Here is an 11914-nt window from a genome sequence, read left to right as displayed (position 1 = left end):
CAGGCTCCTTCTGTTAGCAGTTAAAGAATGTTACGTACGATGCCGCCTTCGATCCGGTGCGCAGAACCATTGGAGGCAGTGCTGGCCGAGATTGTGACGATCATGCGGGCGACCTCGTCTGGCTGGACGAAGCGTTGAATAAGGGAGGTTGGCTCATCCGATTTGAAGTAATTGTCGACGATCGTGTCGAGCGGATCACCTTTTTGATCGGCGAGGCCGTCAAAGTAGGCCTCGACACCTTCGGTCCAGGTTGGACCGGGCAGGATTGAGTTAACCCGGACTTTCGTCCCTTTTGTCAACTCTGCCATGCCACGCGTGAGACCTAACATGGCAGTTTTAGTAACGGAGTAATGCACCATCTGGGGTAGAGGTTTGACCGCTGCTTCGCTGGCCATGTTTATGATGGACCCTTCCCCTCGGCGCAGCATCTCGGGCAGGAAAATCCGGCTCATCCGAACGGCGGACAGGACGTTGATGTTGAAGTAATGCATCCAGTCGTCATCGGTCAGATCCTCAAACGGTTTGACCGAAAAGATGCCGACATTGTTCACCAGCACATCAACTGTACCGCGCGCTTGCGCGAAATCCGCCAGAGTATCCGCATCAGCGGTTTTTGTTAGGTCGGCCGCAATGCCTTCAACCTCGCCCAGAGATGACAGGTCATCGACGCAGGCGGACACTTCCGCCTCGGTCAGGCCATGCACGATGACCCGCGCGCCTTCTTCCAGATAGACCCGGGCAGTGGCTTTGCCGATGCCGGAACCTGAACCGGTCACCAGAACCTGCTTATCTTTAAGTCCCAGATCCATCTCAGGCTTCCTTTTTAATGCTTGATGATTGCTGTGACGACGAGCGGCCGAATATACGCCCCATGAGGGCCGAGATTTCCGCGCGCCACATGTCTATTCCAACGGCCAACAGGATGATCAGGCCCAGCACGATGTTCTGAACGGACGACGGCGCCGCGTTCAGGTTAAGGCCATTCTGGACAATAACGATCGTCATCGCTCCCATCAGTGTGGCGAGGATGTTGCCACGCCCGCCTGCAAGACTGGCGCCCCCAACTACAGCAGCAGCAATGGCCTGCAGTTCCAGCGTCTGGCCATAGTTGGGCGAACCAGAATTGAGGCGCGCCGACATCAGGATGGCCCCGACAGCCGTCATGAAACCCGCGATGACAAATGTCGTGGTCTGAACCTTACGGACGTTGATGCCCGTCAGAACGGCAGCGGCTGGGTTGCCACCAACGGCATAGATCTCGCGGCCGAGTTTTGTGAAGTTCATCGTGAACGCGGCAAGGGCATAGAAGAACACGAGGTAGAAGAACGGCAATGGAACGCCGAACAGCTTACCGTAAAAGATCGGCTCTAGCGCTGGATCCAGCGAAAAGATCGGCGAGCCGTTGTTGAAGGTCAGCGCAAGGCCTCGAAAGGCAATCAATGCCGCCAGTGTGGTGATGAACGACGGGATGCGCCCGTAGGCGGTTATCAATCCGATAAAAAGACCGAGCAACCCGCCAAAAAAGAGAATGAGTGGCAGCGCCAAAACCAGCGGAATACCGATGAATTTCAACAACTGCGCAAGGATCATGGTTAGCAAGGCCACCATCGACCCTGAACTCAGATCAATGCCCGCCGCGAAAATCACGATGGTAGATCCAATTGCGATCAACGCCACAATGCTCACCTGCAAGGACAGGTTCGACAGGTTGCCTGGGTTAAGAAAGCGCTCTGTCGTAAGGGCGACAATCAGGGCGACGATCACCATGGCTGCAAATGGCCCAATCAATTGAGTGTCAAAGATCCGCTTCATGCGAAAGCCTCCTCAGGCTTGGAATGGGGAATGTCGGCGGAAGCGCGCACTAGATCGTCATGAGTAAGCTCAGATGCATCGACCGTGCGCGCGATTGTGCCATGTTGTACAACGGCAATCCGGTCACTCATCGCCAGCAACTCGTCATGGTCCGAACTGATCAGGATGATCGATTTACCCGCACGGGTGAGCCTGTTGATCAGCTTGTAGACGGCAATCTTGGCGCCAATATCGATCCCCTGTGTCGGCTCATCGAGGATCAGGATGTCCGAGGCAGAGAACAGCCAGCGCGCGATCACGATCTTCTGCTGATTGCCACCAGACAGGAAATTGACCGTTTTTCCTTCGGCCTGGGTCGAGATTTCGAGATCGCGGATCAGATCATGGGTGGCTTGATCTTCCACCTTAAGGTTCAAGATTCCGAACCGGCTTAGCTCGCCTAAAGACGCTGCAGTGACGTTCCCGCTTGCGCGAAAGTTGAAGAACAACCCGTCAAACTTGCGGTTTTCCGGAACGAGTGCCAACCCAGCACGGATCGCATCGATTTCCCGGCGGAAGTGAACCGGTTTGCCGTTCAGCGTTACTTGCCCGGCAATCAATTCGTCGGTCCCGAACAGCGCGCGCGCAATTTCTGTGCGGCCACTGCCCAAGACGCCACCCAAGCCTAAAACCTCGCCTCGGCACAGTGAAAACGAAACATCTTTCACACCTGATTTTGTGGCCAGACCGGACGCCTCCAGCACAATATCATCGGTGGCGTTCTGCTCTTTGGGATAATGCTCACCAATGTCTTCACCAACCATGGCGCTGACAATCTCAGAGACAGTGATCTTGGTCTCACCACTTGCGCGCACAACGCATCCGTTGCGTAAGATCGTCACTTCATCGACGATCCGCTCAACCTCATCGAGCCTGTGAGAAACATAGAGGATGGCGGTGCCGCGTTCGCGCATATTTCGCAAAAGCTGGTGCAGGCGCTCAATCTCATCTTCGCCCAATGCCGCAGTTGGCTCATCAAGGATGATCATGCGGGCATCCATCGCGATGGCTTTCGCGATCTCGACCAACTGTTGCTCGCCTACCGACAGCGTACCGGTGATAGTTTCGGGTGAAACATCGACATCCATTTCCGCCAACACGCGGGCGGCTTCATCGTAGACCCTGGCCCAATCGATCACACCAAAGCGAGACCGAGGCATATTGCCAAGGAAGATGTTTTCGCCAACCGATAAGGTCGGCACGATCGAGAATTCTTGAAATACTGTCGCGATGCCCGAATCGCGCGCCGCCTGCGGGTCGCTGATTGTGACAGACTTTCCATTGTACAGGATTTGGCCGCTGTCTGGTTGCTGTACGCCGGACAAGGTTTTGATCATCGTGGACTTGCCACAGCCGTTCTCGCCCAGCAGCCCATGAATGGAACCGGGCATAAGCCGGATGCAGACTTTGTCGTTCGCCAAAACACCGGGATAGGCCTTGGTAATATCGACAAACTCCCAAAGGGGCGTTGCGGGTGTCATTGCGAATGCCTCGACAAAATGAAATTCGGTTGGTTTGCAACCCGGCAGCACGCACGCGCGCCACCGGGAAGCGGGGAGATGGCTCAGTACTCTTTGGACGGTTGTGGGAAGAGCTTTTCAGGCTCTTGCAGCACACTGATCGCGCCATCCTTGTCCTCAATCGATGTGGGCGTTTCGATCCAGCCACCGGGATAAGACCCGTTAAGCGCATCAATAGTGGCGTGCATTGCCGCTTTACCCATCAGGAATGGTGAAGTGTTGACGGTTGCCGTGATATTGCCCGCCGCGATCTCTTCGAGGCCGGACGTGTCGCCATCATTGCCCAATAGAACGATGTCATTACGGCCGAGTGCTTTCGCAGCAAAGGATGCTCCAATGATCATGTAGTCATTCGCAGCAAAGATCATGTCGAGATCGGGGTTCGACTGCAGGATATCCATGCCAGCTGTGTTGCCACCTTCGACGTTCCATTTGCCATCGATGGATACAACGACTTCAAAGTTGTCGTTGCCCTCAATGCCGTCAAGAAAGCCACCGACCCGCTCGGTTGAGTGATACCCTGGCTGCCCTTCGATGATGCCGACCTTCAATGGTTGATCGCCATAGGTCTCGATGGCCCAATCAGCGATGGCCTGAGTACCATTGCGCTGAGAATACCCGACCACACCGTGGATCGGAGTCGGAAAGTTCGGGATGTCCGAGTTAATCATCAAAACAGCCATGCCCTTGTCAACGGCCTGCTTAAGTAGCGGCGCCGCAGCAAATTCATCATGCGTTCCAAAGATAATCGCATCCACATCCTGCGTCAGTACATCCTGGATCATACCCATCTGACCGTTGATATCCGCGCCAGACTGAGGCGCGAGCATGAAGACTTCGACCCCGGCCTCCGCAGCGACCGCTTTGATGCCCTCACCAATGGCGATGTAGTAGTTGAACTCGGTCGCCGGTGGCATATACGCGATCCGGAACGTGTCATTCTTGGGTTCAATCGCATCAATCGCAGCCTGCGCCCCGTCCTGCAACGGCACCGGTGTCGGATAGTTCTCGGCCATTACGACTGTTGCCAGCGTGACGAATCCCGCGGCAAGCGTAGTGCTCATAAGCGTTTTCAACATTGTTTTCTCCTCCAGAAATTCGTTGGTTATCCGTTGAACGGCGTGTCGATCACGCCGCGAATGCCGGGTTTCACGGCGAAGAGACCGCCGGAATCCGGTTCTTTTGTTAAAGCGGCTTCGTCACTCATTAACCGCGATGTCGTAATGAAAAGCGTGTCGAGGTCTGGACCGCCGAATGCGCAACAGGTGGGCTTCCAGACCGGCACCTCGATTACGCGATTGATCGTGCCGTTGGGTGCAACGCGCACAACGCGATGGCCTTCCCATTCGGCATTCCAGACGCCTCCTTCTGCATCCACGCAGGACCCATCGGGCAGGCCAGGTTCGCCCTCGAAAGAAACATGCATCCGACGGTTCGAAACAGATCCACTGTCGGTGTCGTAGTCGAACGCCACGATTTCCCGATCCGGGGTATCGGCAAAGAACATTGTAGTTCCATCCGCCGTGAAGCAGGTCGAATTGGCGCAAGACACCCCTTCGATGATTGTGCGCACGTTCAGATCCGTGTCTACGCAAATAACCGACGAATCGGCATTACCCGAGACTTCGTTCATCCCCCCGACAATCAACCGCCCCTGACGATCAGTCCGCCCGTCATTCAATCGCGTCTCCGGGTTATTCGACTCGAATCGGGTGACGAGGGATTCTTCTTTCATGGCCTGATCGAGCAAAACGACACGATCTGCATAAGCAACGATCAGCCCTCCAGAGATCCGCGCAGCAAAGCAACATACGCGCTCTGGCATCTGATGAGACGTGCATTTCGAAGTTACCGGATCAAATGAGAAAAGCGCGCTGCCTTCGATGTCGGTCCACCAGACAAGCCCATCGGTTGGGTTCCAGAAAATCCCTTCCCCGTGCTGGTTCTTGCAGTCGACCACCAACTCTGCGCGCAATTTTTTGACCTCCACTATCGCTTTCTGATATCTGATATACCAGCTTGCCTAATCTGGTGTATCAGATATCCTGCATCTGGCAACACCTTTTTTGGAGATATCCCCAGATGGCCCTTGAGAGACCCAAATCATTGCGTGAACTCGCACTGGAGCATTTGCGGAACAGCATTATCGATGGCTCCCTGAAGATGGGTCAGGTTTTATCAGAGCGAAAAATCTCCGAAGAACTGGGCGTGTCCAAGTCACCGGTCCGCGAGGCGCTCGCTCAATTGCGTGACGAAGGTTTGGTCAGCATCGAACCACAAAAAGGCGCACGCGTGTTTTCCTTGTCCGAACCGGAAGTCACCCAGATCTGCGACTTCAGACAAGCGATTGAAACAGCCGCCTTCGAACTGGCATTGTCGCGTGACCCGGAAGGACTGGCCAGTGAAATGCAACGTGTCGTGACGGAAATGGAGCGAGAACGCAGGCGAGGCAACGAGAAAGGCTACCTTTCACTAGATACCACGTTTCATCAGTTGATCTTCGAACATGCCGGGAACGATTATTTGACGGCTAGCTATACCCGATACATCGGTAAGATTGCAGCATTGCGAACCCACCTGGCGAAGCTGCCGCAGCACACCGAACTCTCTTTTGATGAACATGCGAAGATTGCGATTGCAGTGCGCGAAGGGGACATGGCCAAGATTAAATCTCTTCTTACGGCACATATTGATCGCACGCGGCAGGCCTACAAGAGCGCTGCAATCGTTCTCGAAGGAGCCGTTGCGCCCTGACGCATAGAACAGCTGAGTTTTTGAAGGGGGGCGGGCCATGTCGGCACCGCCCCTTTCTTGTTCCGCTTCACCGCTATCTCTTTTTGATTGACATCTGAGATATCAGATGCCAATCAAAAAAGCGGGAGGAGCTTTGTATGACACCTGCAATGGAACATGACGCACTGAGGTCACAGCCACTGATTCAACTGGAAGCGGTTGGCAAAAGCTTCGGAACGAACATTGTTTTGGACGGTGTCGACTTCGAGTTGAGACCCGGTGAAGTTCACGCGCTTTGTGGTGAAAACGGTGCTGGGAAATCCACCTGCCTCGGTCTTCTTTATGGACTTCACCAGCCCACAGCCGGGCGAATCCTGTGCGATGGCAACGAGCAGCTGATTGAAAGCCCATCACATGCGCAATCACTCGGTATTGGCTGTGTCTTTCAGGAACTCAGCCTCGCCGGTGCCCTCTCCGTAGCGGAAAACATCTTCGCAGGCCGCGTGCCCACCCGGTTGGGTGTCGTCGATTGGCCTGAATTGCGTCGTCGGGCGGAAGCGTTGTTGGCGGAGTTCGGTCTGGATATTGATGTTTCCATGCCGGTTGACGGCCTTCCGATTAGCTCCCGCCAGATCGTAGAAATTGCCAAGGCGTTGTCACTGAACTCCCGCGTTCTGCTTTTGGATGAGCCAACTTCAGCATTGGCACCCGATGAAGTGGACGCACTATTCGACGTCTTAAAGTCCCTTACAAAGAAGGGGATTGGCATCGTGTATGTCAGTCACCACATGGCCGAGATCTTCCAGATTTCAGACCGCATCACTGTTCTGCGCGACGGACACCGCATCAGCACATTGCCCGTGTCAGAAACCTCACAGGAAAAGGTCGTTGCCGAGATGATCGGCGGCGCACATCCCGGTGATGTCACCCGTTCGGATCAAGGCGGCGGCAACGAGGTTTTGAATGTAAAGAACCTGACGCACCCCGGCGAGTTTGAAGACATTTCGTTTTCCATAAAAGCCGGAGAGATCGTTGGTATGGCCGGTCTAATGGGCGCCCGCCGCAGCGAGATTGTCCGGTCCATCGCTGGACTGATGCATGGCGCGACAGGCGAAATCAGATTGCATGGCAAGCCAGTCAGCTTTGCGTCCTTGCGGCAAGCGATGCGCGCTGGTGTCGGGTTTGTCCCCGAGGAACGCAAGACCGAAGGTCTCTTTCTGGAACAATCGCTTAGTGACAACTTGATCGCCGCCAGTCTTTCCGAACACACATCTGTTGGCTTCGTGCGTGCCAGCACAATCAAAGCAGCCAGCCAGGCAGCCATTGATGCCTTCAGTGTCAAAACCAGCGGGATTACCGAACTTGTTGGCGATCTGTCAGGGGGCAACCAGCAAAAGATCATGCTGGCCAAATGGCTCAAACGTTCTCCAGCTCTTCTGATCATCGAGGAGCCCACAAAAGGTGTTGATGTCGGGGCTAAATTTCAGATTCACACAGAGCTTTTACGTCGAGCCGCCGAAGGTATGGCCATCCTCGTGGTGTCATCCGATTTCCCTGAACTTGTCTCTCTCTCTACGCGCATTCTTGTGGTCCACGACGGTCGCCTCATGGGCGATGTTGCGGCGGTTGACGCAACCGAGACCACGCTCCTTCAATTGGCCGCCGGAAACTCTGTTCCATCGGTGGATGCAACCCAAACCAATCAATCAGGAGTCGCGACTTGACTATGACAGCTCAAGCCAATTTGCCCATGAAACCACCCCTGTTGCGCCGTGTCCTGCAAGCCTTTGTTGATATTCGTGAGCTGACGCTGATCGTCCTGATCGCCGCCATCATCATCGTGATGTCCAACATCAACCCCTACTTCCTGAGTTTCTCGAATTTTCGCGCGGTGGCCGTGGGCATGGCACCGACCGCGATCATTGTGATCGGCATGGCAATCCTGCTTGCATCCGGTGGTTTCGATCTGTCGGTTGGTTCGGTAATGGCCCTGTCTTCCACCGTCGTCGCCATGCTGCTTTTGACCGGTATGGCAATCCCGCTCGCCGTAGCATGCGGGCTCATTCTAGGTGGCATGGTGGGCGTGGTGAACGGAGTGCTGGTGACCGGCCTCGGGATCAATCCGTTGATAGCAACGCTCGGAACGATGTCGATCGCACGCGGTATTGCCCTCGTATTGACCGAGGGGTTTTCAGTATCCAGCCTGCCGGCGTCCTTCGCCTGGATCGGCAAAGCTGACATCAGCGGCTTTCCGGTGATTGTCTTGTTCACCATTCTGCTGGTGATCCTGTTTGACCTGGCCGTCCGCCATACGCGTTTCTTCCGTCAGGTCTATTTCATTGGTGCCAATGAAAAAGCCGCGATGTTATCGGGCATCCACGTCACACGCGTGCGCATCATTCTGTACGCACTGACCGGTATTCTGGCTGCTCTGGCGGGTGTCTTGCTGGCCTCCCGCCTGATGAGCGGTACGCCCACGGCCGGCAATGGCATCGAACTGCAAGTTCTGGCGGCTGCCGTCATCGGCGGCGCATCATTACGAGGAGGAGAAGGCACTATCCTTGGAGCTTTCCTTGGCGTCGTTTTCGTCGCGTTAATCAACAACACCATGACGATGCTGGCCGTATCGATCTACTGGCAGATGATCGTCATCGGCGGTGTACTCGTCACAGCAGTCGCCTTGGACATGCTGATCCGAAGCAAACGGGGTTAGGCCCGAAGCTCTCCAAAACTCAACAACAACCAAAGATCCAAAACAGGGAGACTACGATGACCGAATTGAAAGTAAATCGGCGCAGGTTGCTGACAGCGGGCACGACTGCGGGACTGGCCGCCGCTTTCGGACTGCCCATGCTGTCCAAGGAAGCCATGGCGCAAGCCGCTGGCAAGGAATACGTTTTTCTGTCCATCGTCACACAAGTGCCGTTCTGGGTGGATTATCGCAACGCGATGGAAGATCTTGAGGAGTTGATGGGCATCAAGGCCACGTTCACGGGCCCCCTAGATTTTGACACTGCAGCGCAAGCACGCCAACTGGACGAATTGATCGCCAGACGCCCCGCAGGTATCCTCATATTCCCCGGTGATCCGGCTACTTTGGCACCCGGCGTTGAACGCGCGGTCGAGGCCGGGATTCCAATCACATGCTGTATAGGTGACATCCCCGACAGCCCCCGATCCACGTTCCTTGGCATCAACGGCGTTCAGGCAGGACGTGTCGGCGGCGAGATGCTGGCGCAAGCGATTGGCGGCCAGGGGAAGGTCATCCTCGGCACGTTTCCCGCTCCTTCCACGCTGGAGCGGGTCGAGGGTTACAAACAAATCTTCGCTGAGAAATACCCGGATATCGAAGTCGTCGATGTTGTGAACGACAAGGCCGACCCGTCCTATGCTCCGACAGCCTATCTTCAAGCCATTCAGGCAAACCCCGATATTGTTGGCATTGGCGGCACAGACGGCGACAGCGGCAAAGGCGCTGCGATTGCGGTCAACGAGGCGGGTCGCAAGGACATCAAGATCGTCGCGATGGATCGTAATGACGACATGCTGCCCTACATCGAAGACGGCACCATACACGGTGCTGTGGCTCAGAAGTCCTATTTGGAGATATTCCTCGCCTTCCACATGATGCATTGGCAAAATACCGATGCGTTGAAGGTCTTGCCGGATTGGAAGGCCGCCGGGATCAACCCGCTGCCTGAACGCGTCGAAACCGGGGTGATGCCGATCACGTCCGAGAATGTCGCACAGTTTAAGCACGTCTAAATTTTCATCCCGGCGCGGCCATGTCGCGCCGGAACACCGTCAGGGAGCAAACATGCCGGACAGATGGAGTGTTCTTCAGCTACAGCAGTGTGATCTGCGACTGACACTCCTGCCAGGCATCGGCGGCCGTCTGTGGGACGTGAGTTTTCAAGGGAGCTCACTCCTCTTTCAAAACCCAGATCTTGACGGAGTGGAGATCGACGACACCCGGCTCGCCGATTTGCCTACACGCTCTCCACAATTTGGCTTTCCACTTTGGGGAGGCGAGAAGACATGGATCGCCCCGGACTCGTCTTGGGAAAACGGCGCTCCGTTTCCCGTGCTGGACAGCGGCTCCTATCAGATCACTTCTAGAACCAGCACTCGCATCGACATGACCAGCGCCGTCTGTCCCATATCTCACTTATCTGTTTCGCGTCGCATCACACTGACTTCTGAGAAGAGCTGGGACATTGAACATATCGTTGCCAATCATGGAACTTCCTCGCGTTTGACTGGCATTTGGTCGGTCATGATGCTTAACACCCCAACCAAGATCGGCGCCGAAATGGATCATCCTGCGTTTTATCCTGTTTTCGGCTCTGCCGAACAGATGGTTGCAACGCACAGCAGAAGCACTGTCGTGGATTGTAGCAGACTGCAGGAATTCAAGATCGGACTTCCGAACCCCAACAGCCGGACGCTGATAAAGTGCGGAACGGATGGACCTTTGTTGATGTGCTCAGTACCGGAACCTCGGCAAGGTGACCGATTTGCGCATCACTATCCATTCGAGGTCTTCAATTCAGGCGATTACGCCTACTGTGAAGCAGAGTGGCACTCCCCCGTGCGCAACCTCGCCCCAAATGAAACGCTGAGTTTTAGGCAGATGTTCCGCGTCTTGACGGACGAGGACCAGCCACAAATGCCAGCGGGTCTTACAAGCAACAAGGAATTCCTGTTATGCATGTCCTGATCACAGGCGCTGGTGGACATCTTGGGCGCAAACTGTTCGACACGCTCGAAAGTGATCCCGACTACACGGTTTCCGGCATCGACATCCGACCCGCCGATCATCCCAATATTCACACTGCGGATCTATCTGATGATAGCAGTTGGATCAGCTTGCTCGAGGACGTGGACGTAGTCGTGCATCTTGCCGGTGACAGAGAGCCGGCCGCCACTTGGCCCTCAGCGATCAAGCACAATATGGATGCAACCCTTACACTCTATCACCATGCGGTCGCCATGGGTGTCAGTCGCGTGGTACTTGCCAGTTCCAATTGGATCCATGGCGACAAGAGGTTCACGCATGAAGCGCTCAACAGTAAGACACCACCTGGCCCGGTGAACGCCTACGGAATGTCAAAACTGTTCTGTGAACAGACAGGGACTTACTTCGCCGAGCATCACGGACTGTCTGTCATTTGCCTGCGTATTGGCTGGACGCAATGGACCCACGACAACCAACCCGGCACGCATATGGCGATGGGCCGATGGGGCCAGGAAATGTGGTTGAGCGATCGGGATTTCCTAAGCGGCATGCGCGCCGCAATTGATGCAAAAGACGTTTCCTTTGCAGCACTGAACTTGATGTCGAATAACCCGGGCATGCGTTGGGATATCACCGAAACGCAGAAAGTGATCGGCTATTCTCCGAAAGATGGGAGCCCGGCAAAAGTTACCACAGGCATTGCCTTTAGGTCTGCGCTGAAGCGCCTGTTTTCAGTCCGTATCCCAAATTATTTCACCACACGTTTTCCGGATTGGTAAAGTACAAGGCCCAGCCATTGTTGTTGCTTTGGGCATTCAGTTTCCGAAACCTAGCCTTGAGGTAAGCGTTGTTCGCATTGCGGTTGTCGACGCCCCACGTCATGAGCGGCAGATTTCGCAATCTTCGGCTGAATCGCTGCGCTTTAACAAACTGCGAACATCGCTGAACCGGTGTTATGTGAAGCGATCTCTGGTTGAGTAGTGGCGATTCAGTGGGACTAATGCCAGTGGCTCTCTAGCGGGACAAACACAGACACATGATCAGCGTCCGCTTTAAAGCTCATTTCGTTCAC

The 11914-nt window shown here is 55.0% G+C and carries 11 protein-coding genes; 6 read left to right on the top strand and 5 right to left on the bottom strand.

What is annotated here, in order from left to right; genetic code table 11:
* Positions 1–20: 20 nt before the first annotated feature.
* The 5 genes from AC2FHX_RS13430 to AC2FHX_RS13410 form a co-directional block, all read right to left on the bottom strand.
* Complete coding sequence (locus AC2FHX_RS13430) at positions 21–809, bottom strand: SDR family NAD(P)-dependent oxidoreductase (RefSeq protein WP_496702319.1); 789 nt, start codon at positions 807–809, stop codon at positions 21–23.
* 1 nt (position 810) lies between these two features.
* Positions 811–1812 carry an ABC transporter permease gene (locus AC2FHX_RS13425; RefSeq protein WP_058276294.1) on the bottom strand — a complete coding sequence of 334 codons (1002 nt, stop codon included), beginning with the start codon at positions 1810–1812 and terminating at the stop codon, positions 811–813.
* Positions 1809–3332, bottom strand: coding sequence for a sugar ABC transporter ATP-binding protein (locus tag AC2FHX_RS13420; RefSeq protein ID WP_496702331.1), 1524 nt, complete (start codon positions 3330–3332; stop codon positions 1809–1811). Before AC2FHX_RS13420 ends, AC2FHX_RS13425 begins: the two co-directional genes overlap by 4 nt.
* 83 nt (positions 3333–3415) lie before the next feature.
* The gene (locus AC2FHX_RS13415) at positions 3416–4450 is read right to left on the bottom strand and encodes a sugar ABC transporter substrate-binding protein (protein ID WP_496702333.1); all 1035 of its coding nucleotides are present in this window, start codon (positions 4448–4450) and stop codon (positions 3416–3418) included.
* A gap of 26 nt (positions 4451–4476) precedes the next feature.
* Positions 4477–5346: an SMP-30/gluconolactonase/LRE family protein gene (locus tag AC2FHX_RS13410; protein WP_496730853.1), complete on the bottom strand. Its 870-nt coding sequence runs from the start codon at positions 5344–5346 to the stop codon at positions 4477–4479.
* Positions 5347–5453: 107 nt separating this feature from the next.
* On the opposite strand from AC2FHX_RS13410, the gene AC2FHX_RS13405 reads away from it, so the two are divergent.
* The 6 genes from AC2FHX_RS13405 to AC2FHX_RS13380 all read left to right on the top strand — a co-directional run bounded on the left by AC2FHX_RS13405 (position 5454) and on the right by AC2FHX_RS13380 (position 11621).
* Entirely contained in the window at positions 5454–6125 is a 672-nt protein-coding gene (locus tag AC2FHX_RS13405; RefSeq protein WP_496702337.1) for a GntR family transcriptional regulator, read from the top strand.
* A 137-nt stretch (positions 6126–6262) separates the two neighbouring features.
* Positions 6263–7828: a sugar ABC transporter ATP-binding protein gene (locus AC2FHX_RS13400; RefSeq protein WP_496702339.1), complete on the top strand. Its 1566-nt coding sequence runs from the start codon at positions 6263–6265 to the stop codon at positions 7826–7828.
* 26 nt (positions 7829–7854) lie between these two features.
* Complete coding sequence (locus AC2FHX_RS13395; RefSeq protein ID WP_496702341.1) at positions 7855–8817, top strand: ABC transporter permease; 963 nt, start codon at positions 7855–7857, stop codon at positions 8815–8817.
* A gap of 56 nt (positions 8818–8873) precedes the next feature.
* Positions 8874–9869 carry a substrate-binding domain-containing protein gene (locus AC2FHX_RS13390; protein WP_496702343.1) on the top strand — a complete coding sequence of 332 codons (996 nt, stop codon included), beginning with the start codon at positions 8874–8876 and terminating at the stop codon, positions 9867–9869.
* Positions 9870–9921: 52 nt separating this feature from the next.
* Positions 9922–10824 (top strand): hypothetical protein, encoded by a 903-nt coding sequence (locus AC2FHX_RS13385; RefSeq protein WP_496702345.1) that lies wholly within the window; start codon positions 9922–9924, stop codon positions 10822–10824.
* Positions 10812–11621 (top strand): NAD-dependent epimerase/dehydratase family protein, encoded by an 810-nt coding sequence (locus AC2FHX_RS13380; RefSeq protein WP_496702347.1) that lies wholly within the window; start codon positions 10812–10814, stop codon positions 11619–11621. The genes AC2FHX_RS13385 and AC2FHX_RS13380 overlap by 13 nt, the downstream gene beginning before the upstream one ends.
* Positions 11622–11914 lie beyond the last annotated feature (293 nt).

Source organism: Ruegeria sp. CDSC042, assembly GCF_059610745.1.
Note: the sequence above shows the minus strand (reverse complement) of the source record. Positions and strands in the feature narration are given on the sequence as shown.

What these genes read in the sequence shown, in the direction of transcription:
- AC2FHX_RS13430 (WP_496702319.1), bottom strand. Translation starts at nt 809, where the DNA reads ATGGATCTGGGACTTAAAGATAAGCAGGTTCTGGTGACCGGTTCAGGT.
- AC2FHX_RS13425 (WP_058276294.1), bottom strand. Translation starts at nt 1,812, where the DNA reads ATGAAGCGGATCTTTGACACTCAATTGATTGGGCCATTTGCAGCCATG.
- AC2FHX_RS13420 (WP_496702331.1), bottom strand. Translation starts at nt 3,332, where the DNA reads ATGACACCCGCAACGCCCCTTTGGGAGTTTGTCGATATTACCAAGGCC.
- AC2FHX_RS13415 (WP_496702333.1), bottom strand. Translation starts at nt 4,450, where the DNA reads ATGTTGAAAACGCTTATGAGCACTACGCTTGCCGCGGGATTCGTCACG.
- AC2FHX_RS13405 (WP_496702337.1), top strand. Translation starts at nt 5,454, where the DNA reads ATGGCCCTTGAGAGACCCAAATCATTGCGTGAACTCGCACTGGAGCAT.
- AC2FHX_RS13400 (WP_496702339.1), top strand. Translation starts at nt 6,263, where the DNA reads ATGACACCTGCAATGGAACATGACGCACTGAGGTCACAGCCACTGATT.
- AC2FHX_RS13395 (WP_496702341.1), top strand. Translation starts at nt 7,855, where the DNA reads ATGAAACCACCCCTGTTGCGCCGTGTCCTGCAAGCCTTTGTTGATATT.
- AC2FHX_RS13390 (WP_496702343.1), top strand. Translation starts at nt 8,874, where the DNA reads ATGACCGAATTGAAAGTAAATCGGCGCAGGTTGCTGACAGCGGGCACG.
- AC2FHX_RS13385 (WP_496702345.1), top strand. Translation starts at nt 9,922, where the DNA reads ATGCCGGACAGATGGAGTGTTCTTCAGCTACAGCAGTGTGATCTGCGA.
- AC2FHX_RS13380 (WP_496702347.1), top strand. Translation starts at nt 10,812, where the DNA reads ATGCATGTCCTGATCACAGGCGCTGGTGGACATCTTGGGCGCAAACTG.